Genomic DNA, 25700 nt, shown 5'->3' with positions numbered 1-25700 from the left:
TGAAACGATTGTTTCAAAATTATGACTACAGCCAATTACTAACCTTTAAATAAAAAACACCATGAATTCTGAAACGTTTATTTCAAAAACAACTACAATATTTAAGACTAACTTAAAACTAATCCCTATCATGAAAAAAATCATCTTTTTAAGTTTAATGGCTGTATTTTTAATCAGCTGTTCTGATAAATCGCAGGCACCTGCCGCTGCGCCCGCTCCCCTCCTGCCCGTTATGGCAGTCACTACCGAAAACACCACCACTGATGCTGAATATCCTGCTGCCATACAAGGAACTGTGGATGTTGAAATCCGTCCGCAGGTAAGCGGGAATTTAGACCGCGTTTTGGTCGATGAAGGCGCTTATGTTACTAAAGGGCAGACTTTGTTCAAAATAAACGAACGTCCTTACCGCGAGCAATTGAACAATGCTTTGGCCAGTCTTCACGCAGCCGAAGCGTCTTACATCAACGCACAGCTTGAAGTTGATAAACTAACTCCATTAGTTCAAAACAAAGTCGTTTCTGATTATCAATTGAAATCGGCTAAAGCTTCCCAAAAAATTGCCGCTGCCAATATCGAACAGGCCAAAGCAATTGCTGCATCTGCAAAAATCAATTTAGGATATACCAATATTACGGCTCCTGTAAATGGATATATTGGAAGATTGCCAAAAAAACAAGGAAGCTTAGTTTCTGCAACAGATGTTGAGGCATTAACAACTCTTTCAAATGTTCAGGAAGTGTATGCTTATTTCTCTTTGGGTGAAACCGATTTTATCAAATTTAAATCACAATATGCAGGAAACAGTATTGGTGACAAAATAAAAAACCTGCCTCCGGTTACTTTGATATTGGCTGATAACAGCGATTATCCACAAACGGGAAAAATTGATATGGTCGATGGACAATTTGATAAAACCACTGGAGCTATTACCGTTAGAGCAAAATTCTCCAATCCTAACAAAACATTACGTTCTGGAAACACAGGGAAAGTTCGTTTAGGATTAGAACATGACGATGCGATTTTGGTACCGCAATCGGCTACAATAGAAATGCAGGATAAAGTTTTTGTCTTTACCGTAAGCAAAGAAAACAAGGTTACCAAAATGCCTATTACAGTTATCGGTAAAAGCGGTGCAAACTACCTCATCAAAGACGGCGTAAAATCGGGTGACCAAATTGTATTAAGCGGTATCGATAAACTTCAGGAAGGACAATTGATTCAGCCTGAAAAAGCAGCAACTAAAATTGCTCAAATCATTAACAAAAAATAATTTTTACAGATGTTCAAAATATTTATACAAAGACCCGTACTGGCAACCGTTATCTCCATTTTACTGGTGATATTAGGAATACTTGGTCTTACGAAATTGCCTTTACAACAGTTTCCTGACATTGCTCCTCCCTCGGTTCTGGTCACGGCGGTTTATCCGGGAGCCAACGCAGAAACGGTGTTGCGTTCTGTTGCGCCATCGCTGGAAGAATCTATAAATGGTGTGGAGAATATGACTTATATGAGTTCCACTGCCAGTAACGACGGTACGCTTGCGATTACGGTTTTCTTTAAATTGGGAACTGATGCCGATCAGGCTGCAGTAAACGTTCAGAACAGAGTGGCACAGGCTACAAGTCAATTGCCTGCGGAAGTGGTTCAGCAAGGGGTAATCACTGCTAAACAACAAAATAGTTTTATTATGGCAATCGGTATGTACACCGCCGATGAGTCCAAATATGACCAGACGTTTGTTGCCAATTATGCTCAAATCAATATTATTCCTGAAATCAAACGTATTCCAGGAGTTGGCGCTGCCAGTATTTTTGGAGGCGTAAAAGATTACTCTATGCGCGTTTGGCTGAATCCAACTCAAATGTCCACTCATAATGTGACCCCAAATGAAGTTATGGCAGCTATTCAGGACAAAAGTTTGGAAGCGGCTCCGGGTAAATTTGGAGAAAGAAGCACCGAAGTTTTTGAATATGTGATTAAATACAAAGGAAAACTAACCAAACCCGAAGATTATCAAAATATTGCCATACGTTCGAATTCTGATGGTTCTGTACTTCGATTAAAAGATGTGGCAAGAGTTGAACTTGGCGCCTACTCCTACAACAGTTTAACACGTTTGAATGGTAAAAAAGGAATCGTAATTGGTGTTATTCAGCTGGCGGGATCTAACTCGAATGACATTCAGATTGCGATTAACAAATTGATGGTTAAAGCCTCCAAAGATTTTCCTGCCGGAATAAAACACAATATTTTCTACAGCACAAAAGTTTCTTTGGATCAATCTATTGAACAAGTAGAGCATACTTTACTTGAAGCATTTATATTGGTATTTATCGTTGTATTTATCTTCCTTCAGGATTTTAGATCGACTTTAATCCCCGCAATTGCAGTACCAGTGGCGATTTTAGGAACATTCTTCTTTATGCAGTTATTCGGATTTTCGATCAATCTTTTAACGCTTTTTGCCTTAATCTTGGCGATTGGTATTGTAGTCGATGATGCGATTGTCGTCGTCGAAGCCGTGCATGCCAAAATGGAGCACAAACATCTGTCTCCAAAAATAGCAACGCATGAAGCCATGCACGAAATCACGGGTGCGATTATTTCGATTACACTGGTAATGGCTGCGGTATTCCTGCCGGTTGGTTTTATGGAAGGTTCAACAGGAGTTTTCTACCGTCAGTTTGCTTTCACTATGGCAATTGCGATTGTAATTTCGGCTGTAAATGCTTTGACATTGAGTCCTGCCCTTGCCGCTTTATTTTTGAAAGATAATCACGCTAACGGAGATACTCCTTATGAGAAAAAAGGATTTAAAGAGAAATTCTTTACCGGATTCAACAATAGTTTTGAGTCATTAACCAACCGTTATGTTGGCGGGCTAAAATTCTTAATTCGTAATAAATGGGTTAGTTTAGGCGGTTTGGCTTTAATTACAATTGCAACTATTGTAATGGTAAAAACGACTCCATCAGGATTTATTCCAACAGAAGATCAAGGATTTATAGCCATTGCTGTAAACACTCCTTCGGGAACTTCTCTAGATGGAACTCAAAAAGTAATGACTAAAGCTGAAAATACTTTAAGAGGTTTGGAATCTTCAAGATTTGTAACCGCCATTTCAGGTTTCAACTTATTGACAAATTCTACAAGCCCGTCATCGGCAGTTGTTTTTGTATTGCTTAAACCAAATGAAGAGCGCGGAAGCATTAAAAATATTGATGAAATAATGAATCAGGTTCGTGGCAAATTAGGCGCGATTTCCGAAGGCAGTTTCTTCGTGTTTAGTTTCCCAACTGTACCAGGTTTTAGTAATGTTGAAGCATTGGATTTAGTATTACAGGATAAAACGGGTGGTAAATTGGATAAGTTCAGCGGTATTTCACAGACATTCATTGGAGAATTAATGAAACGCCAAGAAATTGCTGTCGCCTTTACCAGTTTCAAAGCTGATTATCCGCAATTGCAATTAGACATTAATGACACTAAAGCCGATCAATTAGGCGTAAAAGTCAAAGACATACTGCAGACTATGCAGGCTTATTTTGGTAGCGCACAGGCATCAGACTTTAACCGATTTGGAAAATATTACAGAGTGGTTGTCCAAGCAGATATTGCCGACAGAGCAGATCCGACAGCTATTGACCGTGTATTTGTAAAAAACAAAAACGGCGAAATGGTTCCGATAAATACTTTGATAAAACTAAGCCGTATTTATGGTTCTGAAACGGCTTCGAGATACAATTTGTTCAACTCAATTTCGGTGAATGCGATTCCGAAACCTGGATTTAGTTCTGGAGACGCCATCAAAGCAATTGAAGAAGTGGCAAAACAGCAATTACCTGCAGGCTACAGCTATGAATTCTCAGGGCAAACCCGTGAAGAGATTTCTTCGGGAGGACAATCAACTACAATTTTCCTATTGTGTCTGATATTCATTTACTTCCTGCTTGCTGCACAGTACGAAAGTTACATTTTGCCTTTGGCAGTAATCTTCTCCATCCCAGCAGGAATCTTTGGAGTATTTGTAGCCATTGGCTTGACCGGAATCGAAAACAACATTTATGTGCAGGTTGCCTTGGTAATGCTTATAGGACTGCTCGCCAAGAATGCGATTCTGATTGTAGAGTTTGCTGTCCAAAAGCGAAAATCTGGACAAGCATTAGTCAAAGCATCAATAGACGCTGCAAAACTGCGTTTACGTCCAATTATAATGACATCACTGGCTTTCGTTGTTGGATTAATTCCAATGATGTACGCCACAGGTCCATCGGCTCAAGGTAATCACTCTATCAGTATTGGTGCCGCCGGAGGAATGGTTTCGGGAGTAATTCTAGGGTTGTTGATCATCCCTGTTTTATTCATCGTATTCCAATATTTACAAGAAAAAGTTACTGGAAAACCAGTAGCTGTAACTCATAACTACGAAAACAAAAATGGAAAATTACATCACAACAATTCTGGTGACAATCATCATCAGCCTCACGTACATAGCGTATAAAGTGTCAAAAGATCTTGAAACAAAAAAAGATAGCTGTCCAGAAATTTAATTACGAAAAAGTAAAAATGAAAAAGTATATAACCAAAACCGTGATGATCGCCTTTTTGATCACCACAATAATATCCTGTACTGTTTCGAAGGATATTGAAACTCCAAAAAATGCATTTCCTGAGAATTTCAGGAATGCATCGGTTTCAAAAGACACCGCAAGCATCGGTGATTTGGAGTGGAAAAATTTCTTTACAGAAAAAGATATTATTCAACTGATTGACAGTGCCGTAGTCAGAAATAATGATTTGCAAATCGCAACTAAAAACATCGAAATTGCGCAATACAGATTCACACAATCCAAATGGGGAAATGTACCGCAAGCCAATTTATTTGTGACTGCCAATACCAACAATCCTTCTGACAACAGTTTTACGGGAAGAACTCTGGATCAGGCTTTAGGTGCAAAACATATTGATGATTTCTCTACCGGAGTTTCACTTTCGTGGGAAGCCGATATTTGGGGGAAAATCAAAAATCAGAAGAAAGGAGCTTTTGCTAATTATCTTCAATCGGAAGAAGTAAAAAAAGCACTGCAGACTACTGTTGTGGCCAATGTTTCAAATGGATATTACAATCTTTTGATGCTGGACGCACAATTAGAAATCGCCAAGAAAAACGTGCAGTTAATTGACAGCACTACCACTATCATCAAATTGAAATTTGATGCCGGACAGGTTACTTCATTAGCTATTCAGCAATCGGGAGCGCAGAAATTAAATGCGGCGCAATTGGTTCCTTTATTGGAACAAAACATTGCGATTCAGGAAAATGCTTTGAGCGTATTAACAGGTTCATTCCCAAATTCGAAAAAAAGAAGCATTGCTCTTAGTGCTGTTGAAGTGAAAAATAATGCTTCAATCGGGATTCCTTCTTCAATAATAAGCCGAAGACCTGATGTAAAAAGTGCTGAATTGGCTCTGAAATCTGCGAATGCAAATGTTGGAATCACTAAAGCCGATTTGTATCCTGCATTAAGAATTACAGCTCAAGGCGGATTAAATTCGTTTGAATCTAGTAACTGGTTCAACATTCCGGCTTCCTTATTTGGAACTGTTGCCGGTGGTCTAACACAGCCTTTATTGAATAACAAAAAATTAAAAACGCAATATAATATCGCTGTAGCGGAAAGAGAAAAAGCAGTTTTGAATTTCAGACAATCGGTGTTATTAGCGGTTAGTGAAGTGTCGGATGCTTTGGTAAAAGTGGAGAAATTGCACCAACAAGAATCCATTTTGCAAGAGCGTGTCAAAACCTTGCAACTAGCCATCAAAAATGCGAAAATGCTATTCAAAAACGGAATGGCAGAATACCTTGAAGTACTTTCAGCACAGGCAAGTTTATTGCAAAGCGAACTGGAACTGGCTAACATCAAAAGAGAACAATTATCTGCCAATACCGAGTTATATCGTGCATTGGGCGGCGGTTGGAGATAAAATAATTTCTAACCTGAGTTCGATTAATATGGTACAAAACTTATTTACAAATAAATTATGTCAGTTAATGTTCCTGCAAGGTCTTTTTCGAGACCTTGTAGGTATCTTATAATCTGTAATCATACCTACAAGGTTGAAAAAAAACCTTGCAGGATATTCAAAAAATAATAAATTGTTGAATAATCGAACTTAGGCTATAATTTTTTTTAAATGATTATAAAAATACCAAATGTTTTCTTTTAGCCCCGATAGTAGTGGAAATCCTTGTGAGCCGGGGTTCGGCTCACAAGATTGTAACGAATAGCGGGACAACTGTTGATGAAATATCAAATGTTCTGCTCCTAAAAATAAAAATTAATAACACCTAAATTATAAATAATATGAGTACAACTAATTTATTTACGCCTTTCAATCTGAAGACGCTAAATCTTAAAAATAGAATCGTAATGGCGCCAATGACGCGCTCCTTTTCTCCAAACGGAATTCCGACTGATGAAGTTGCTTCCTACTATCAAAAAAGAGCTGAGGGTGAAGTTGGTTTAATATTATCCGAAGGAACTGTCATCGATAGACCTTCGTCATCAAATGATGGAAATGTTCCTCACTTTTACGGCGATGAAGCACTAAAAGGATGGAAAAAAGTGATTGATAAAGTGCATACAGCCGGAGGTCAAATGGGGCCGCAGATCTGGCATATGGGAATTATGGACAATCACCATTCGGGCTGGGTTCCGCCGGTGCCTTTTGAAGGTCCGTCTGGATTGAATCGTCCTGATTTCAATAACGGAAATACGATGTCTGAAAAAGATATTGAGGACACCATTATTGCTTTCGGAAAAGCTGCTGCCGATGCCAAAAGATTGGGTTTTGACACTATCGAAATTCACGGTGCGCACGGTTATTTAATCGACCAGTTCTTTAGAGCGGAAACTAATTTACGCACTGATATTTATGGCGGAAAAACATTGAAGGAACGCAGTCGGTTTGCAATTGAAGTCGTGAAAGAAATCAGGAAACAAGTCGGAAATGATTTTGCGGTTATTATGCGTTTCTCTCAATTCAAACCTTCTGATTACAATTATAAACTGGCGAAAACACCGCAGGAATTAGACGCTTGGCTTACGCCTCTTGTGGATGCGGGAGTTGATATTCTGCATTGTTCACAACGCCGTTTCTGGGAACCCGAATTTGAAAAATCGGATCTGAATTTTGCAGGATGGGCTAAAAAAGTAACCGGAGCTCCAACCATTACCGTTGGTTCTGTTGGACTTTCTGGTGATTTCTTTGGTGCTTTTGCTGGCGAAAGTTCTCAGCCTGTCTCTTTAGATGAACTGACAAGACGTTTCGACAGAGGCGATTTTGATTTGGTTGCCGTTGGAAGGCCTTTACTTTCTGACCCAAATTGGACTGCAAAAATAAAATCTGGAAAAACTAATGAGCTTGTAGGATTCAGTAAAGAAGCGTTAGCCGAATTAATATTGTAATAAATTTGCAGACAAGTAAGCTGTGTCAGCAACTGAACAGCCCAGATAATACCCTTTTTTTATTATTTAATTTGATGAACGCTGTAAGACTTCGGTTTGACAGCGTTTTTTCATTTAATAAGGTTTCCAATTAGTAACAATAGTATAGGACACAATTGTTTAGGAATTGAATTATGCAACATTTAAAAATAATTATATAAAGAGTTTCAGTAAAATGTGAAATACATTTGAGTTTAACTTTAAAACTTCAATGTTATGCCATTAATTACCGTATTGCTCGTATTAATTGTTGTAGGTGTCCTTCTTTGGCTCGTTAACACTTATATCCCGATGGATTCTAAAATCAAAAATATCTTTAACATAGTCGTTGTAATCTTTGTTATTATCTGGCTGCTTAAAGTATTTGGGCTTTTTGATAATATAATGAATATACATGTGTAAAGTATAACTTGAAGCATGATATAAAAAATAAGAGGCATGAAAAAACAATCCTTTAAAAATCACATTCGATATTATACGCCGCATCATTTTATTTATTATCCGGTTGTAATGACATTGTTGGTTTTTAGTGTGTATTTCATTTTTACTTCAGAAGATCAATTGATTTGGACTTTTATCAGTGCTATTTTTATTGTGTTGTTTTTTCTAGCTTTTATGCTGCGTCAACATTATGCACTTACTTTACAAAATAGAATTGTACGCTTGGAACTCCGATATCGATATTTTTCTCTTACCGGAAAAAAAATGGAGAATTTCGAAAAACGATTAAAAGATAATCAGTTATTTGCTTTACGATTTGCTCCGGATGATGAATTTGTAAAACTGGTTGAAAAGACGCTTTATGAAAATCTTTCAGGAACTGAAATTAAAAAAGCAATTAAAAACTGGAAAGGGGATTACAATAGAGTTTAAATGCTAATAACTGCAGACAAACTTGTATAATCTAATTATTCAACTTCCCTAGCCCTTCACCATCATCTGCTTGGCTTACATTCTGAAAAAATGTATGCAGGCCTTTGGAAGACCTTCACTTTCTGATCCAAATTGGCAGTATAAAAAACAACTAATTCTTTTACCACAAATGATAGTTTTAGGATACTGTTGAGTTAATTGTATGTACGAACGAGAAGCTCTTGCCAGTATGAAGCATAACAATACAATTGGGCAAAATTTTTATGAAAAACTAAATTCCTCGTTTAGCCCCGATGGAAACGGCATCTCCCGATTTAGAAAAACAAGGCTTTTTTGCCGTAGTTTTTTCTTAATCGGGAATATAGTAGACAGCGGGACTGAATATGTTTATGAAAATGGATTTTCTGCTCCTAAAAACCATGAAAAAACTTTTGTTAATTCGCACAATATTAAATAATTAACCAAAAACTCAGTATCTTTATGTGCCTTAAAATAACATATTTAAAAAAATAATTTAAAATCTAATCGAATGGAAACCACAAATGTAAAAGCTTACGGCACTGAGGCATCTGATGCTCCTTTAAAACAAATGGATATCCAACGCAGAAACGCAACTGCGAAAGATATTGAAATCGATATTTTGTATTGTGGCGTTTGCCACTCGGATTTACACACCGCCAGAAATGACTGGGGATTTACGACGTATCCGACTGTTGTTGGCCACGAAATTGTGGGGAAAGTGACTAAAGTAGGAAGCGAAGTCACCAAACTAAAAGTGGGTGATTTTGCCGCTGTCGGCTGTTTGGTCGGTTCTTGCCACACTTGCGATAACTGCAAACACGACTTAGAACAATATTGCTCTAATGGGTGGATTGGTACTTATAACAGTCCGGACAAATATTTGGGAGGTATGACTTATGGAGGCTATTCTGAAAAAATTGTGGTCGAAGAACACTTCGTTCTGAAAGTGCCTGCCAATCTTGACCTTGCCGCCACTGCGCCTTTGTTGTGCGCCGGTATTACGACTTGGTCACCACTTCGTCACTGGAAAGTTGGAAAAGGAAGTAAAGTTGCCGTTGTAGGTTTAGGCGGTTTGGGCCATATGGCCATAAAACTGGCCAAAGGTTTGGGTGCAGAAGTCACTTTATTTTCGAGAAGTCCAGGTAAAGAAAAAGACGCTTTGGACTTGGGTGCCGATGCTGTTATAATTTCAACTGAGGATGATCAAATGAGTGCTGTAGGCGGAAAATTCGATTTGATTATTGATACCGTTCCTTATGTTCACGATGTAAATCCTTATGTGGGGACTTTGAATACCAATGGAACTTTGGTTTTGGTGGGATACTTGGGCGGTCTGGAACCGTTTTTAAATACTGTTCCGATGATAATGGGAAGAAAATCGGTAGCGGGTTCTTTGATTGGCGGAATCGCCGAAACCCAGGAAATGCTAGATTTTTGCGGTAAACACAACATTGTATCCGAAATTGAAATAATCAAAATGCAGGACATCAACGAAGCCTACGAAAGAATGCTAAAAAGTGATGTTCGTTACCGTTTTGTGATTGATATGGCTTCGCTTAAAGGATGAGAAAAGCTGCTGAGATACTGAGTTACTAAGACTCTAAGATTGAAAAACTGCATTATATTGTGACTTGAAAACTTTTTTCATTAATTCAAAATCTTAGTAACTCAGTATCTTAGCAACTTAGAATCTTAATAAAAAAAATACATGACCACAACAGATAAAATAGAACAAAACCCTCTTTTCCCTCAAGGCGATAAAGCAAATCCTGATTATTTCACTGGAAATGCCTGGGTTAAATTATTGGTGAATGAAAATGAATTCAACAGTGTGATTGGTAACGTAACTTTTGAAGCAGGAGCCCGAAACAATTGGCATACGCATCCGGGTGGCCAAATCCTTATTGTAACCGACGGAATTGGTTATTATCAGGAAAAAGGTAAACCGATTCAATTGATTCAGAGAGGCGATGTAATCAAAATACCTGCCGATATTAAACATTGGCATGGTGCTTCACGAGATCATGCACTAACTCATTTAGCCATTACTGCTGTTACTCCAAAAGGAGCTGTTGATTGGCTGGAGAGAGTAACCGATGAGGAATTCAATAGTTACAATCACTAAAAAAGGTAATTAATTCAAAATTCACACCTTCAAAAAACGGTATTACTCAAGACTTAAGTAATACCGTTTTTTTTGTATTTAAAGAACTAAAAAACTCATTCAATTACTTCATAGGTGTTTACGGATACCGATTTGTTTTTTAGAACATATTCACCATTTAGTTCACACTTAAAAGATTCCTTTACAATATTAAAAACTGCTTCTGAAATAAGGATTTGACCTGGTTTGGCAACACTTTGCAACCTTTGAGCCGTATTTACTGCATCGCCGATAACGGTATAATCAAATCGCTTTAAAGATGCCGAACCAATATTTCCGGAAACCATTTCCCCAGAGTTGATACCAATTGAAATTTCCGGTTTGTATTTTTTATCTCCAACTGTTATTTCTTCTATGTTTTTGATTTGATTTTTTAAAGCAAGTCCTGCATCAATAGCCCTGTCCAGATGATATTTCCCTCTAAAAACAGCCATAACCGCATCGCCCATAAATTTATCTACATGGCCTTCCTGGGCAATAATTTCTTTTACGATTGTATCAAATAATCCGTTAAGTAAATTCACGATTGTATTTGCCGGAAATTGTTCTGTAATTGAAGTAAATCCACAGACATCTACAAAAAGTACCGTGGCTTCCAGCATTTCATTTTTAAGAAGACTGGTTTCAAACTCCTTATTGGTCATAAAATTAATTACATTTTCATCTACATACATCTTCAGAATATTATTCTCCTTGATTGCTTTTATGGTTTCCTGCAATTGTTTGACATGCATTATGGTTTTCTCCATAGTTAAATCCAAGTCATCAAAATCAACGGGTTTACAGACAAAATCAAAAGCACCTCTATTCATTGCTGTCCTTATATTTTGCATATCTCCATAAGCAGACACCATAACCGCTTTCAGCATAGGATTGGCCTCGGGCAACCTGCTCAACAAAGTTAGTCCATCCATTATTGGCATATTAATATCACTCAATATGATATCCAAGTCTGGATGTTCCGAAACTTTCTGCAAAGCCTCTTCCCCATTCTGGGCAAAAATAAATTCGTAAACATTCTCCCGAATCTTTTTTCTAAACTTTTGCTTTACCAGAATCTCTAAATCTGCTTCGTCATCAACTACAAGTATCTTAGCCATTGTCCATGATTTTTTTTAGTTTCTCTTTTAATAGATTAAAATCCAGCGGTTTTGTCAAAAAATCATCCGCACCTTTTTCCATTGCCTGTTTGTAATTTTCTTCATCCCCATAAGCGGTAATCATCATCACAACCGGTGAGAAGTCTTTATAATCATGTCGGATTTTGCATAATAAATCAATACCGCTCATTCCTGGCATATTAATATCAGATAGAATTAGCACCACTTCCAAGCTATTACCATTAAGATATTCCAACGCTTCTTCACCCGAAAGAGCAAAGTCGAATTCAAAATCATGATGACGTAATTCTTTGCGAAAATGCTGCAAAAAAAGCGGCTGTATATCGGCTTCATCGTCTACTACTAATATCTTCATTTAAACATATTTAAAATTATTATTATTTAAACAGCAACCCATAATCACTAACTATCAATCATTTAAGCACCATTAAATTTACAAATTTTATTATTTGAATATTTTACTTTTATTCCAGTGGAAGGAAAATTGTAAAGGCAGTATAGTCATTTTCTCGGCTATCAACAGTAATTCTACCACCATGCGCCTTAACAATAATATCGTAACTCAATGACAAGCCTAAACCAGTTCCTTCCCCTGTTGGTTTGGTGGTAAAGAACGGTTGCATTATTTTCTCTTTGATAGCTTCTGGGATTCCAATTCCATTGTCTTTTACTGTTATCTCAATTCCTTTATCTTTTAGTACAGTCTTCACACTAACCATTGGTTTGTAGGTTTCTCCTGATTTCTTCTGCATTTGCTGTGTAGCATAGAAAGCATTTGTGAATAAATTCAGTAATACACGGCCAATTTCTTGTGTCAACACATTTATTTTAGGTAGGTTTTCATCAAAATCGGTAACTAGGTCAGCATTAAAACTTTTGTCTTTGGCTCGAAGTCCGTGATAGGCAAGCCGAAGGTATTCATCAGCAAGTTTATTGATGTTTGTGGGTTCTTTTACATTATTCCCTATTCGGCTATGCTGCAACATTCCTTTTACAATACTATCGGCCCGTTTGCCATGATAGTTTATTTTTTCTAAGTTTTTTTTGATGTCGCTTGCAATGTTTTTCACTTCTTCAAAATCTCCTTTTTCAATTTCTTCATTCATTTCATCCAGAAGTTCACTACTCACTTCGCTAAAATTATTGACAAAGTTTAGTGGGTTCTGAATTTCATGGGCAATTCCTGCTGTGAGTTCACCAAGTGAAGCCATTTTTTCAGATTGTATTAATTGCACTTGCGTAGTTTTGAGTTTATCAAGGGCCTTTTGCAATTTTTCTTTTTGACCAAGGATTTCAGCTGTACGCTCTGCTACTTGTTTTTCTAATTTTTCTTTTAAAATTTCAGACTGTTGAAACTCTTTTTCAAACTCAATGGCTTTTAACTGTTCTTTTTCCATTTCTTTTCGTTGTTTTCTGGTAATGAAAAACATGGCAAAAAACCAAACGATTGAAAAAAAGATTGCCGTATCAAAATAATTATTCCATTCATCATGAAAAGGAGAATTGATCAACTCAATACAATCTTCTATAAAATTCACAACTACAAAAGGTAATATGGAATAAATAAAAGACTTAACAGATTTAAATTCTTTTTGAGTAAGGCAAAAGTAGATTAGAGAAAATAACATTGCATGTGCTATCCAAGCGGTTATACCTTTATGGGAATCTAAAATAAGTTGCGCAATCATAAGTGCAATCGAGAACCAAAAACCTATTGCCAAATATTTATCTATTTTCGGTAATAAAATTTTACTTTGCAATGCTCTTCGCAAATGACTAAAAACGATTAGTAATAGGATATAATCAAAGTTCATATTTAAATAATTAAATAGTAATAAGTTACATTGGCAGTGTTATAATAAAAGTGGCTCCACTGCCTTCTTCCGTTTCCACATTGATAGTGCCTCCATGTCCTTTCACAACAATATCATAGCTCAATGACAATCCCAAACCGGTTCCCTCCCCAGCAGGTTTTGTAGTAAAAAATGGTTGCATTATTTTATCTTTAATTGCATTTGGAATTCCTGTACCATTATCTTTTACCGTAATTTCGATAAAATTTCCTTTTTGAACTGTTGTCACACATAAAACTGGTTTGTATTCTTGCGTCGTCGTTTTTTGTTTTTGGTGTGTGGAATAGAAAGCATTGGTGAACAAATTGAGTAAAACCCGACCTATATCCTGCGGAATTACATCAACCTTTGGAAGTTTTGCATCAAAATGAGTTTCAATTTCAGCATTGAAGCTTTTGTCTTTGGCTCGTAAACCATGATAAGCCAGTCTTAAATATTCATCGGCAAGTGCATTAATATCCGTCACTTCTTTTTGTCCAGAACTAACGCGGGAATGCTGTAACATCCCCTTTACAATTCCGTCGGCACGTTTGCCATGAAAGATTATTTTTTCTAAATTTTGTTTGAGGTCGATTGCTATTGTTTTGGCTTCCTCCGTTTCGCCTTTATCCATTTCATCATTCATTTCGTCAATCAGTTCCAAACTAACTTCGGAAAAATTATTGACAAAGTTCAATGGATTCTGAATCTCATGGGCAATCCCGGCAGTAAGCTCCCCAAGCGAAGCCATTTTTTCGGATTGAATGAGTTGAAGTTGGGTGTTTTTTAGTGTATTAAAGGCCTTTTCTATTTCACGAGCATGGACAAGTTCTTTCTCTTTAGCCAAAGCATGCTCTTTTTCAAGAATTCTTTTTCGTTGGAAGCGGTCTATCAAAAATACAACTAACATAAAGAATACACCATATAACGCATACGCCCACCAAGTACGCCACCAAGGTGGAGTAATACTAAAGGCCACCGAGTCTCCTATTTTGTTCCAAACACCATTACTATTCGCCCCTTTTACTTTAAAAATATAGTTCCCTGGGGGCAGATCATAATAATAAGCCGTGCGAACATTCCCTACTTCACGCCAATTGTTATCATAATTCTCCAATTTATAGCTGAATTTATTTCTGCTAGGGTTAGCATAATGTATTCCTGTATAATTGACGGAAATACTGTTTTGATTGTACTTTAGAATAAAATCTTTGGGTAATGGTCTTTTATATTTTTGAATAGAATCACTGCCATAATACATTGAAATATCACCAATTTTAAAATCGGTAATATATACTTTCGGTGGGGTTGAGTTTTTAGATACATTATTTGGATTAAAAACAGTGATACCATTACTACCACCAAAAAACATAAGGCCTCCAGATGTTTTAAGGCATGATCCATCGGCAAAAAGACGCCCTTGTATACCTTCTTCCATCGAAAAATTATTAAATTGTTTTTCTTCAATACTGAATCTGCTGATTCCATCAAAAGTACTAAGCCAAAGTGCTTTGTTTTTTTCGTCTGACAAAATACCTTGGACACCCATAGAGGGCAAACCATCTTTGGTACTATATGTTATAATTTTTCCTGTTTTGATATTGTATCTGCTAAGACCACCACCCCAAGTCCCAACCCAAACTATTCCTTCTTTATCAACGTAAAGCGAATTGATGTCTTGCGATTTTAAAACATCACCTTTCTTCTTATCAAATGCATGTCTTACTATTTTATCGGTATCATAATTATATAGAAATAATCCATTATTGGAAAGTAACCATATTCCCTGACCAGGGCTCTCATAAATATTGGCTACATCATTACTGTTATTACCAGATCCAAACGTCTTTGACAAATCAAAATGAATAAATACGTGGCTATTTTTAGCTTTTAAAAAAACACCATTAACCGTGCAATACCATTGATTTCCCCTACTATCATTAAATAGACTGTAAATATGAAGCTTATACATTCTAGAATCCAGAATAGCTTTTTTACAAGTCTTTGTATTGGTATTAAAAAGAAAAAAACCAAGGTTGGTTTGGAAGAGAATTTCATCGGGAGAATTTAAACCAATACCAAAAAACCAAATTACTCCCGATTGTATATTCGAAATCGGATAAGGTGTTACAGAATTGGTAACAGGATCAAAAAAATTAAAACCCCCATCGTTAGTCATCCAAATTTTACCATCCCCACTTTCAAATATTTTATTGACCCAGCCTTGAGTAATGGATTTTTTTTCATTTTTTTTATAGACATAGGATTTCAACACAACTCGATTAGTATATCTAAGTAATCCCTGAGCTTCTGTTCCGATCCAAAGATTATCGAAAGAATCCAAATGAAGACAAGTAAGAACATTTTTTGTCAATCTTTGATTTTGATCTTCATTCAACACTTCAAATTGTTCTTTTTTCAGATCAAAATATATTAAACCATAAGTAGTACCTAACCAGATATTCCCTTTTGAATCAAACTCTATTTCAGTAATAAAAAAATCATTATTCTTAATGAATGGTGTTTTAAAAGGATAGGATTTCACTTTACCTGTATTGGGATTCCAGACACTCAGAACTGAATAGACTTCACTACTTGAACTCATCCAGACGTTGCCTTTATCATCGCATTTAATTGTGCTATAGTATTGATTACTCAGATACTCGGGTATTGGCCACTTCTCTTTATGAATATTTTTATTTTTGTCAATCCTAAAAAAACCATTATCCGCAAATACCCAGATATTGTCCAAATGGTCTGTAGCAGCTTTATAAACATTTTTTATTTCTTGATCATTGGGTGAATCAAAACGTTTGAGTGCATTACTTTTTTCATCTTTATAGAAAAGAGCATGAGTAGATTTTAAACCAACAAAAGAATCCACTCCAAAATAAATCCTCCCTCTCGAATCCCCATTTATAGTCATTATAGAGGGTTGTGAACCCAAAGGAAAATCCGTTAGCTTTAAAAAATCATAGTTTTTGAATGTTTTTGTAACGGGATTATATTCACTGAGTAGCTCTGTGCAGCCAATCCAAATATGGCCATCCTGAGCTTCAAAAAGTTTTTTGGTTAAAATGCTGCCCATTTTTTTGGGATCTTTGGGATCTACATCATAATGTTTAAATTCATATCCATCATATTGCACAAGTCCATTACTGGTTGTTATCCAGACTATCCCTTGCTTGTCAGTGATAATATCGGTGATAAAAGTGCCTCCCAAATCAGGATAAGCAGTGAAATTACTGGAAATAAGTTGTGCGGAAACTGAGGAATAAAATACCTGAAAACTGACTAATAAGATGATAAAAAAGTACTTTTTCATAATCCAGCTATTTTTATTAATTTGTTTGAGTACAACCTCACTTACTAAATCTTCTTAGGCCACTTTTTTCGATTATCAATATCTTCGTTTATTATGGCATACTAAGACATTCGAAAACCGATATTTTGCAGGATAGATTGGGTACCAAAAAATATAAAACTTAACTAAATATATATCAACAGATTAAACGTCTTAAAATTACATAAAAATTAACAAACTTATTACTCCATTTTCAATTTTAAATGCAAACGCACTTATAAAAAGTAATTTCAGTACAGTACAAAAATTAGATTATTGAGTCAAATGAGTTCCATTTAATCCACAAAAAAACCGTCACCTCTTAAGTATAAGTGGCGGCGGTTTCCCTTAAAAAAAAATTTATTTCTTTACTAATTCAAAACTATTTTTTTTCTAATTCTCGTATATAGTTGACCAATTTCCATCGTTGGTCGTCTGTTAAAAGTTCAAAGTAAGTAGCCATTGGAGCTTTCCCGTTGGTTATCTTCCAAAAAATAGCACCATCGGGTTGGTTTTTTACATTCAGAGCTAAAAAATTCGCAGGATGGGGTTGCAAAGTAAGTCCTGCTTCTCCATTTCCTTGTCCTTTTACACCATGACATAATACACACATCTGATTGAATATTTCTTTTCCTTCATCGGTTGCCTTCTGATTTCCTACAAATGGATTTTTCAATGAGTTAGAATATTCTGGTGCAACCCAGCTTATTTCTTGCGCAATACATTTTGTCCCTGACACAATTAGTAAAGCTAATACTACGAAAATTTTGAATTCTACTTTCATGGCTTGATGCTATTAAATTATACGTCAAATTTAAGAAAACGTTGTAGCAATAAAGCTGACATTTATCATGAAATCAGCACTTTTTTAAGTAAAAAGCAGAATAATTAGAAAAAATTAATAAATATCAGATATAATCAAAATTTACTGATTATTCCATAAATTATTTAACGGAGTAGCATCCATAAATATACCATTATCAATAGAAATTGATTTTATTGTTTTATTTGATTTTAAAGAAATTACTGTATTTTTTTGATTCGCTTGCCAAATGGCAGGGTTTTGATGTAAAACCTCTTTTGTATCATTCTTATACACAACAACAACATCAAAAGGAATGGCAAAACCACCTACATTTTTAACCCAAATTGTATTTTTTGAATTACCATTTTCCACTTTTTCAATCATTAAATCAATGTAGTTATTGGTAAAAAACCAATTGTTGAAAAACCAATTTAAATTTTTACCTGAACTAGTATTTATACAGTTGAAAAAGTCCCAAGGAATTGGATGTTTCCCATTCCATGTATCCATATAAAAATGCAGTGATTTTTTAAATTGCTCGTCTCCAAGCATGTCTTTCAGGGCAAGATAAGAAAGAGAAGCTTTACCGTATGAATTATTGCCGTAACCTGCATCCGATACTTGAGTTGACATCGAAATTATAGGCTGATCCTCCTCTGTTGAAGAATCATTGATGTAATAATTGACTCTGAACTCCTTATAAAATTTATCAGCTGCCTCTTTACCATGTTCAGCTATACCAATCAAATATTCAAAAGTAGTAGCCCAACCTTCATCCATAAAAGCATATCGGGTTTCGTTTATTCCCATATAAAAAGGAAAATAGGTATGCGCGATTTCATGATCCTGCACCAATTGTGCAAAAACGGCATCTCCCGTTTGAGAATCATTAACCATCATAGGATACTCCATATCGGCAAATCCCTGAAAAGCGGTCATCTTAGAGAACGGATACGGCACACCAGGCCAATTATTGGAGAACCAAGACAACGCATAATTGTTATTTTTAACAGAGTTCATAAAATCGGTTCCTTTTACTAAATCATAAGCGGCTTGAGTACTGGTTCTACGATTGGTTTTGGTATCTACGATAACACTTCCGGCATCCCATACATAATGATTGCTTAAAGCAAAACAAACATCGGTAATGTTGTTAGCCTGAAATTTCCAGCTGTTCCAATCTTTCTGTTGAGTTACACGTCCTTCACTCATTTCTTTGTCATTGGCTATATGTATTACCTCATCTGTTGTGTATGATTTTTTTAAACGGGCAGCAAACTCAGGTTGCAAAACTTCATCTGGGTTCAATAAATCACCTGTTCCATAAACGACATAATTTTTGGGTGCTTTTACCGTATAGGTATAGTCATTAAAGTCATTATAAAACTCTTGGCGATCGGTATGGGGCAATCTATCCCATCTATTGTAATCGTCAAAAACAGATACTCTAGGATAGCTGTAAGCAACATAGAAAGTAGTTTCGTCAATTTGTCCCTCTCTACCGCTTTCTTTAGACAAAGGGTAATTCCATTCAATTTCAAGAGTTGCTTTGGATTTTGGAAGAATAGGCTTTTTCATCTTTACATTACCGACCGTTCCCCATTTTCTGGCATCTTCCTTATAAACTTCTCCATTTATTTTTAAAGAAGTAATCGTTAGCCCATTTGATAAAAAATCATCACTTACATTACCACTTCTGGGAGAAGACGGTTTGTGCAAATTATTTACAAAACGTATTGGCATATTCTTCAAAGTGTCCCTACTGTTATTTTCATACACAATAGTTTCTATTCCGCTTACTATTTTGGTAGTGGCGTCTACCGTAATATCCATGGTGTATTTACCGTGATTCTGCCAATAGTTTTTGCCAGGCAAACCATCCATAGAACGGGTTCCTTTTGCATAAGCATCTTTGATGTTTCTAGGCATATAAAGTTCTTGTGCAAAACCGCTTTGCGCAAGAAATAGAAATGCTAATAATAATTTTAAGAAGGTTGGTTTTCTCATTTTTAGATTTTTGGTTTTGATGATTATTACAAATAATAACCAATAAGTCTAAAAATAAAGATTTTTGTAACAAATTTTTAAAGATTTTTTACCTCATTCGCCATCACAAATGATAAAACGCTTTTATCAAAAAGTTTATCAGTAAATACAAAATAGTAGCTACTAAAGCAAATGCTATAATAAAAGTGATAATATTAATTACAATATTAGGAATAAAGCTCAGTTTGGCATGCATATAATAAGGTTCACTATGCAAACGTTCATGAATACTTTTGGCTGCTATTTTTATTTTTCTTTTGATGGCAATTATTTTTAAAAATTTATAAGCAAGAGTTAAACTGCAGTTATCCAATAATCCACATTAAAAAATAGCATGTGTCTATTTATACAAATATAAACAATTTAAAGCCAAATTTTATACACCATTATAAAACAAACAATTACAATAACACCATTCTCTTTTACGCTAAAAAAAAACGCCTCATTCCAAAAAATGAGACGCTTTTTAAATTGTATAAAAATTGATTACAAAATATAATCTGTATTGATGAAATTAGATTCTTTGCTATTCAACAATTCCTGCAAAATTTCATTGTTATAGGCATTGTCTTTTGAAGCCACAAAAGTTCTAATTGAAAATGAACGTAAAGCATCATGAATACTCAATGTCCCAAAAGCGGAATCTTTTCTTCCTGTAAATGGAAAAACGTCTGGACCTCTCTGGCAAGAACTGTTCAAGTTTACTCTGCAAACCAAATTCACCAAAGTATCGATAAGCGGCGCAATGGTTTTGATGTTTTTACCAAACAAACTCACTTGTTGACCATAATTAGATTCGGCCATATCGTTTAATGGTTCTTGGATATCTTTGAAAGTCAAAACGGGTACTACTGGACCAAATTGCTCTTCGTGATACACTCTCATCTCCTTATTTATAGGAAACAAAATGGCTGGGAATATAAAATTATCCGTGTGTTTCCCTCCTTTTGCATTGATTACTTTTGCCCCTTTACTGGTAGCATCATCAATCAATTCCTGGATATAAGCCGGTTTTTCAGTTTCTGGAAGCGGTGTCAAAGAAACTCCTTTTTCCCATGGATTTCCAAAAGCAAGAGCATCTACTTTTTCGGCAAAACGTTTGTTGAATTCAGCAGCTATATTTTCGTGTACATATATAATTTTCAATGCAGTACATCTTTGACCATTAAAAGATAAAGTTCCTGCAATACATTCTTGAATTGTCAAGTCCAAATCGGCATCCGGTAGAATAATCGCTGGATTCTTCGCTTCTAAACCTAATACCAAACGCAATCTGTTTTTGTTTGGATGTTGGTCTTGCAAAGCAATCGCCGATTTACTATTTCCAATCAAGGCCAAAATATCGATTTTTCCAGATTTCATTATTGGCGAAGCGATTTCACGCCCTCTACCATAAACAATGCTGATTACTCCTTTTGGGAAACTGCTTCTGAAAGCTTCCAACAATGGAGAAATTAATAGAACTCCATGTTTTGCCGGTTTGAAAATTACGGGATTCCCCATAATCAAAGCAGGAATAAGCAATGTAAAAGTTTCATTCAATGGATAATTGTACGGTCCAAGGCACAGCACCACTCCAATAGGTCCTCTACGCACCATCGCATTTATACCTTGCACTTTAGAAAAATGAGCTGAACGACTGTTCAATTCTTTATAGCTTTCGATAGTGTCTATAATATACTCTACCGTTCTGTCAAATTCTTTTTCGGAGTCACCAAGTGTTTTTCCAATTTCCCACATCAAAAGTTTTACCACTTCGGTACGGGTTTCTTTCATTTGGGCAACAAACTTTTCCATACACTTAATACGGTCAACAACTTTCATCGTTGGCCATAAACCTTGTCCGTTATTGAAAGCAGCTTTTGCAGACTCTGCCACTTCTAGCGCTTCTGCTTCACCCATATAAGGAATTGAACCTAATAGAGTTGGTTCATATTTTTCGGTTGAAGAAATTGTAGAATAAACTTCGGTTGTTTTTCCTGTCCATTTTTTCAATTTTCCATTTACCAAATAAGTATCTTGAATAAGTGGTGCTGTAATTTGAAATTCTTGAGGTATTGTATTCATTCTGTGGTTATTTTGGTTGTTTTTTTAATAGATTTAAAAAAGAGGCTGAAGCCTCTTTTTTGTATTGTTTGTGATATTATACTATATCACCATTCCATTCTATGATACCACCAAGTAAATTATAGGCATTTTCTATCCCTAACTCGTTCATGATTTCACATGCTTTTGCACTTCTCATTCCTGAGCGGCAGTATACATAATAATTTTTGTTTTTATCCAACGCTGCAATAGCATCTATAAATTCCTGTCCCTTATGAATATCGATATTAATAGAACCCTCAATTATGCCTTGATCGCATTCGTCTTCAGTTCTTACATCTAATATTACTGCATTTTCATCGGCTTCAAATTGAGAAACCCATTCCTCTTGTGTCAAATTCATAATATTTATTTTTTCGTAAAAATACGAGATTTTCCTCAAACAATACACCCCTTTTTTGTGAATTAATCAATAAACTAAAGAAAACGTTTTCGTAAAAATCAATATTCAACAAATGCAAACATCTGTTATTTATAGTTTAAAATCAGGACTTAATTATCCGATTCTTTTCTGTATTTCATAATTTATTACAGCTACTTCCCTTTTCATTTATCAAAGACTTCTCCTTTTTTATTACTTTTACAGTATTGGAATTAAAACTCATTTCAAAATAAAAATAAAAATGCCAGAGCAGCTCAAAAAAATATTCCCATCCTTTTCAAAAGAACTGATTCAAGATATAAAAGCAACTGAAATTATCAAAAATTTCAATTCGGGTGAAGTCATCATGCGCACTGGACAATATATCAAAAACACAATTCTGGTAACCAAGGGAACCATCAAAGTCTATCGTGAAGATGACGATGGTGGTGAATTTTTTATGTATTATTTACAGCCCGGACAAGCCTGTGCCCTATCTATGGTTTGTGCAGCTAAGAATGAAAAAAGCCAAATTATGGCTAAAGTGGTTGATGATGCCGAAGTAGTTATGGTTCCGTTGTCGCTTATGGACAAATGGATGATGCAGCATCGGTCTTGGTATGAATTTGTTATTGGCACTTATCGAAATCGTTTTGAAGAAGTACTGGAAGTTATAGACAGTATTGCATTTAGAGCTATGGATGAACGTCTGGAGTTTTACCTTAAACGACAGGTTGAAGCTTGTGGTTGCAAAGAACTTAAACTTTCCCATCAAGAAATCGGTTCTGATTTGAATACTTCCAGAGAAGTTATTTCGAGACTGCTCAAGAAAATGGAACAAAGAGGCTTGGTGGTTTTACATCGCAATCAGATTGAGATTTTGATGTAGTTGTCAGTCTTCTGCTATGAGTTATCTGTTATGAGTTATCTGAAAACCGATAACTGAAAACCGATAACTCATAACCGATAACTGAAAACTGAAAACTTTTTAAAAAGTGACAAAAGTTACAGTTTACAAAAAATAGTCTTCGCATCTTTGCTCCAAACAAAATATAAAACATGGAATACTTCGGTTATTTGGCATCTGTCATAATAGGTCTCTCATTAGGTTTAATAGGCGGTGGAGGTTCTATTTTGACTATTCCCATATTGGTTTATTTATTCAAAATAGACCCAAAATTGGCCACTAGTTACTCTTTATTTATCGTCGGAATTACGGCTTTGTCCGGATGTTACACTCATTACCGAATGGGAAATCTCAAAATCAAATCGGCAATGTATTTTGCAGTTCCTTCTGTATTTTCAATATTGGTTATCCGAGAAGTAATCATTTTAAAGATTCCCAATATCATTTTTACGATAAATGATTTTCAGGTTACCAAAAATTTTCTAATCATGATTGTTTTTGCAATCTTGATGATGGCAGCTTCTTTTTCGATGATTAATAAAACTAATTCTCAAATACAATCTACTGGTACCAATTATCTGCAATTGGCAATAATTGGTTCTGTAGTTGGAATTGTAACTGGTTTTTTAGGTGCTGGCGGAGGATTTTTAATTATTCCTGCTCTTTTATTTTTTGCCAATTTACCCATGAAACAGGCTGTTGGAACTTCATTATTAATTATTTTTGTTAATTCCTCCATTGGTTTTATTGGCGATTTATATATTGGCACACCCATCGATTATCCTTTCTTATTAACTATTTCAGGCATGGCTTTTATCGGAATGATTATTGGCACACAATTGTCTAAAAAAATAGACGGCGACAAACTAAAACCCATTTTCGGTTGGTTTATTTTGGTAATGGGAATCTATATTTTTGTTAAGGAATTTTTTGCTATTTAGAATATTCAAAGCTACTAAGCCGATGAGATTCTAAGTTGCTGAGATTAAAAAAAGAAATATTCATCAAAATCTTAGAAACTTAGTGGCTTAGAATCTCAGTCACTCATTAAATTAAACTTTCGTTAAAGTAATTTTTGTCACAGATAGTATCATAAAACAGAAGTAACTTTGTATCACATTAAAAATAAAAACACAATGCAAATAGAACAAATATATACAGGTTGTCTGGCACAAGGCGCATATTACATCACTTCCAATGGTGAAGCGGCCATAATTGACCCGCTGAGAGAAACACAACCTTATTTGGATCGAATCGAACGTGACGGAGTCAAGCTGAAGTATATTTTTGAAACCCATTTCCATGCCGATTTTGTTTCGGGACATTTGGATTTAAGCAAAGAAACAGGAGCTCCAATCGTTTATGGACCAACAGCCCAACCAGAATTTAAAGCCACCGTTGCGAAAGACAGCCAACTATTTGAAATAGGAAATATCAAAATAAAAGTACTGCATACTCCTGGTCACACCATGGAAAGCTCTACCTATTTACTAATCGACGAAAACGGAAAAGACCACGCTATTTTCTCTGGGGACACTTTGTTTATTGGCGATGTTGGAAGACCTGATCTTGCCCAAAAAGCAGCTTCCATGACACAGGAACAATTGGCTGGATTATTATATCATTCGTTAAGAGACAAAGTGATGACGTTGGCAGATGATGTCATTGTTTATCCTGCTCATGGTGCGGGTAGTGCCTGTGGCAAAAACATGAGCAAGGAAACTGTTTCTACCATCGGTAACCAAAAAGCAACCAATTATGCTTTGAGAGCCAATATGACCGAAACTGAATTCATCAAAGAAGTGACCGATGGACTACTGCCTCCCCCAGCCTATTTTGGAATGAATGTGGCTATGAATAAAAAAGGATATGCCAGTTTTGAAAATGTATTGGATCTAGGTATGAAAGGTTTATCCGTCAATGAATTTGAAACAATCGCAGAGGAAACGGGTGCTTTAATTTTAGACACAAGAAACAACGGCGATTTTGCAAAAGGCTTCATTCCGCAATCCATAAACATCGGAATCAATGGTGATTTTGCTCCTTGGGTGGGCGCTTTGATTGCCAATGTAAAACAGCCTATCATATTAGTGACCGAATTAGGACGAGAAAAAGAAACTGTGACACGTTTGAGCCGTGTGGGTTTTGACAATTTAGTGGGACATTTAGAAGGTGGTTTTGAGGCGTGGAAAAAAGCGGGCAAAGAAATTGATACCGTAAACCGAATCACTCCAGACCAATTCAAAGCGCAAGTAAAAATTGGTGAAAGCAAAATCATCGACATCCGTAAACAAAGTGAATACAGCGCTGAACATATCGAAGAAGCTTTCAGCAAACCGCTGTCAAACATCAACGATTGGATAAAAGACATTGACCCTAAAGAGCATTTCTTTATGCATTGCGCTGGTGGTTACCGCAGCATGATTGCAGCATCGATTTTGCAAGCCCGTGGTTTTAGAAATTTCAGTGAAATAGAGGGTGGATTTAACGCTATCGCCAAAACCGATGTTCCAAGAACCGATTTTGTGTGCCAAAGTAAAATTCAATAGCAATTTCAATAGCAATGGCAATTTTAAAAAATACAATTCATTAACCAATAAATACTTT

19 protein-coding genes are annotated in these 25700 nt (G+C 35.8%); 11 read left to right on the top strand and 8 right to left on the bottom strand.

From position 1 onward, the window contains the following. Nucleotides 1-130 precede the first annotated feature (130 nt). From C8C85_RS14750 to C8C85_RS14710, 8 genes are all read left to right on the top strand, one after another. The gene (locus C8C85_RS14750; protein WP_116797748.1) at nt 131-1273 is read left to right on the top strand and encodes an efflux RND transporter periplasmic adaptor subunit; all 1143 of its coding nucleotides are present in this window, start codon (nt 131-133) and stop codon (nt 1271-1273) included. 9 nt (nt 1274-1282) lie between these two features. Beyond that, nucleotides 1283-4507, top strand: a complete 3225-nt coding sequence (locus tag C8C85_RS14745) for an efflux RND transporter permease subunit (RefSeq protein WP_243412113.1) — start codon at nt 1283-1285, stop codon at nt 4505-4507. A gap of 65 nt (nt 4508-4572) precedes the next feature. After that, on the top strand, nt 4573-5991 hold the full coding sequence (locus tag C8C85_RS14740) for a TolC family protein (RefSeq protein WP_116797747.1): 1419 nt from the start codon (nt 4573-4575) through the stop codon (nt 5989-5991). A 380-nt stretch (nt 5992-6371) separates the two neighbouring features. After that, nucleotides 6372-7475 (top strand): NADH:flavin oxidoreductase, encoded by a 1104-nt coding sequence (locus C8C85_RS14735; RefSeq protein WP_116797746.1) that lies wholly within the window; start codon nt 6372-6374, stop codon nt 7473-7475. 255 nt (nt 7476-7730) lie between these two features. Next, a complete protein-coding gene (locus C8C85_RS18710) occupies nt 7731-7916 on the top strand; it encodes a Thivi_2564 family membrane protein (protein ID WP_116797745.1) in 186 nt (61 codons plus the stop codon). 36 nt (nt 7917-7952) lie between these two features. After that, nucleotides 7953-8387 (top strand): DUF6526 family protein, encoded by a 435-nt coding sequence (locus C8C85_RS14725; protein ID WP_116797744.1) that lies wholly within the window; start codon nt 7953-7955, stop codon nt 8385-8387. A gap of 529 nt (nt 8388-8916) precedes the next feature. Next, nucleotides 8917-9975: an NAD(P)-dependent alcohol dehydrogenase gene (locus C8C85_RS14715; RefSeq protein ID WP_116797742.1), complete on the top strand. Its 1059-nt coding sequence runs from the start codon at nt 8917-8919 to the stop codon at nt 9973-9975. 141 nt (nt 9976-10116) lie between these two features. Further along, the gene (locus tag C8C85_RS14710; protein WP_116797741.1) at nt 10117-10533 is read left to right on the top strand and encodes a cupin domain-containing protein; all 417 of its coding nucleotides are present in this window, start codon (nt 10117-10119) and stop codon (nt 10531-10533) included. A gap of 95 nt (nt 10534-10628) precedes the next feature. Here C8C85_RS14710 and C8C85_RS14705 read toward each other — a convergent pair whose 3' ends face one another. From C8C85_RS14705 to C8C85_RS14665, 8 genes are all read right to left on the bottom strand, one after another. After that, nucleotides 10629-11672 (bottom strand): adenylate/guanylate cyclase domain-containing protein, encoded by a 1044-nt coding sequence (locus tag C8C85_RS14705; RefSeq protein WP_116797740.1) that lies wholly within the window; start codon nt 11670-11672, stop codon nt 10629-10631. Next, the gene (locus tag C8C85_RS14700) at nt 11665-12048 is read right to left on the bottom strand and encodes a response regulator (RefSeq protein WP_116797739.1); all 384 of its coding nucleotides are present in this window, start codon (nt 12046-12048) and stop codon (nt 11665-11667) included. The genes C8C85_RS14705 and C8C85_RS14700 overlap by 8 nt, the downstream gene beginning before the upstream one ends. 109 nt (nt 12049-12157) lie before the next feature. Further along, the gene (locus C8C85_RS14695; protein ID WP_116797738.1) at nt 12158-13507 is read right to left on the bottom strand and encodes a sensor histidine kinase; all 1350 of its coding nucleotides are present in this window, start codon (nt 13505-13507) and stop codon (nt 12158-12160) included. Nucleotides 13508-13532: 25 nt separating this feature from the next. Then, nucleotides 13533-16850: a sensor histidine kinase gene (locus C8C85_RS14690; protein WP_116797737.1), complete on the bottom strand. Its 3318-nt coding sequence runs from the start codon at nt 16848-16850 to the stop codon at nt 13533-13535. 400 nt (nt 16851-17250) lie between these two features. Further along, nucleotides 17251-17652, bottom strand: coding sequence for a c-type cytochrome (locus tag C8C85_RS14685; protein WP_116797736.1), 402 nt, complete (start codon nt 17650-17652; stop codon nt 17251-17253). 141 nt (nt 17653-17793) lie between these two features. Then, nucleotides 17794-19680 (bottom strand): M1 family metallopeptidase, encoded by a 1887-nt coding sequence (locus C8C85_RS14680; protein WP_116797735.1) that lies wholly within the window; start codon nt 19678-19680, stop codon nt 17794-17796. A 525-nt stretch (nt 19681-20205) separates the two neighbouring features. Next, nucleotides 20206-21786, bottom strand: coding sequence for an NADP-dependent glyceraldehyde-3-phosphate dehydrogenase (locus tag C8C85_RS14670; RefSeq protein ID WP_116797733.1), 1581 nt, complete (start codon nt 21784-21786; stop codon nt 20206-20208). A gap of 76 nt (nt 21787-21862) precedes the next feature. Then, nucleotides 21863-22168, bottom strand: a complete 306-nt coding sequence (locus C8C85_RS14665; RefSeq protein WP_116797732.1) for a rhodanese-like domain-containing protein — start codon at nt 22166-22168, stop codon at nt 21863-21865. A 280-nt stretch (nt 22169-22448) separates the two neighbouring features. Here C8C85_RS14665 and C8C85_RS14660 point away from each other — a divergent pair, with 280 nt between their 5' ends. The 3 genes from C8C85_RS14660 to C8C85_RS14650 all read left to right on the top strand — a co-directional run bounded on the left by C8C85_RS14660 (nt 22449) and on the right by C8C85_RS14650 (nt 25642). Continuing rightward, nucleotides 22449-23075, top strand: a complete 627-nt coding sequence (locus tag C8C85_RS14660; RefSeq protein WP_116797731.1) for a Crp/Fnr family transcriptional regulator — start codon at nt 22449-22451, stop codon at nt 23073-23075. Between the two features lie 170 nt (nt 23076-23245). Beyond that, entirely contained in the window at nt 23246-24034 is a 789-nt protein-coding gene (locus tag C8C85_RS14655) for a sulfite exporter TauE/SafE family protein (RefSeq protein ID WP_116797730.1), read from the top strand. 195 nt (nt 24035-24229) lie between these two features. Continuing rightward, nucleotides 24230-25642, top strand: a complete 1413-nt coding sequence (locus C8C85_RS14650) for an MBL fold metallo-hydrolase (RefSeq protein WP_116797729.1) — start codon at nt 24230-24232, stop codon at nt 25640-25642. Nucleotides 25643-25700: the final 58 nt, after the last annotated feature.

The sequence above is a fragment of the Flavobacterium sp. 103 genome (assembly GCF_003096795.1).
Classification (GTDB): domain Bacteria; phylum Bacteroidota; class Bacteroidia; order Flavobacteriales; family Flavobacteriaceae; genus Flavobacterium.
This window is presented reverse-complemented; position numbering and strand designations above follow the sequence as displayed.

Excerpts from the sequence above, each read along its gene's own strand:
- C8C85_RS14750 (WP_116797748.1), top strand. The coding sequence starts at position 131 with ATGAAAAAAATCATCTTTTTAAGTTTAATGGCTGTATTTTTAATCAGC.
- C8C85_RS14745 (WP_243412113.1), top strand. The coding sequence starts at position 1,283 with ATGTTCAAAATATTTATACAAAGACCCGTACTGGCAACCGTTATCTCC.
- C8C85_RS14740 (WP_116797747.1), top strand. The coding sequence starts at position 4,573 with ATGAAAAAGTATATAACCAAAACCGTGATGATCGCCTTTTTGATCACC.
- C8C85_RS14735 (WP_116797746.1), top strand. The coding sequence starts at position 6,372 with ATGAGTACAACTAATTTATTTACGCCTTTCAATCTGAAGACGCTAAAT.
- C8C85_RS18710 (WP_116797745.1), top strand. The coding sequence starts at position 7,731 with ATGCCATTAATTACCGTATTGCTCGTATTAATTGTTGTAGGTGTCCTT.
- C8C85_RS14725 (WP_116797744.1), top strand. The coding sequence starts at position 7,953 with ATGAAAAAACAATCCTTTAAAAATCACATTCGATATTATACGCCGCAT.
- C8C85_RS14715 (WP_116797742.1), top strand. The coding sequence starts at position 8,917 with ATGGAAACCACAAATGTAAAAGCTTACGGCACTGAGGCATCTGATGCT.
- C8C85_RS14710 (WP_116797741.1), top strand. The coding sequence starts at position 10,117 with ATGACCACAACAGATAAAATAGAACAAAACCCTCTTTTCCCTCAAGGC.
- C8C85_RS14705 (WP_116797740.1), bottom strand. The coding sequence starts at position 11,672 with ATGGCTAAGATACTTGTAGTTGATGACGAAGCAGATTTAGAGATTCTG.
- C8C85_RS14700 (WP_116797739.1), bottom strand. The coding sequence starts at position 12,048 with ATGAAGATATTAGTAGTAGACGATGAAGCCGATATACAGCCGCTTTTT.
- C8C85_RS14695 (WP_116797738.1), bottom strand. The coding sequence starts at position 13,507 with ATGAACTTTGATTATATCCTATTACTAATCGTTTTTAGTCATTTGCGA.
- C8C85_RS14690 (WP_116797737.1), bottom strand. The coding sequence starts at position 16,850 with ATGAAAAAGTACTTTTTTATCATCTTATTAGTCAGTTTTCAGGTATTT.
- C8C85_RS14685 (WP_116797736.1), bottom strand. The coding sequence starts at position 17,652 with ATGAAAGTAGAATTCAAAATTTTCGTAGTATTAGCTTTACTAATTGTG.
- C8C85_RS14680 (WP_116797735.1), bottom strand. The coding sequence starts at position 19,680 with ATGAGAAAACCAACCTTCTTAAAATTATTATTAGCATTTCTATTTCTT.
- C8C85_RS14670 (WP_116797733.1), bottom strand. The coding sequence starts at position 21,786 with ATGAATACAATACCTCAAGAATTTCAAATTACAGCACCACTTATTCAA.
- C8C85_RS14665 (WP_116797732.1), bottom strand. The coding sequence starts at position 22,168 with ATGAATTTGACACAAGAGGAATGGGTTTCTCAATTTGAAGCCGATGAA.
- C8C85_RS14660 (WP_116797731.1), top strand. The coding sequence starts at position 22,449 with ATGCCAGAGCAGCTCAAAAAAATATTCCCATCCTTTTCAAAAGAACTG.
- C8C85_RS14655 (WP_116797730.1), top strand. The coding sequence starts at position 23,246 with ATGGAATACTTCGGTTATTTGGCATCTGTCATAATAGGTCTCTCATTA.
- C8C85_RS14650 (WP_116797729.1), top strand. The coding sequence starts at position 24,230 with ATGCAAATAGAACAAATATATACAGGTTGTCTGGCACAAGGCGCATAT.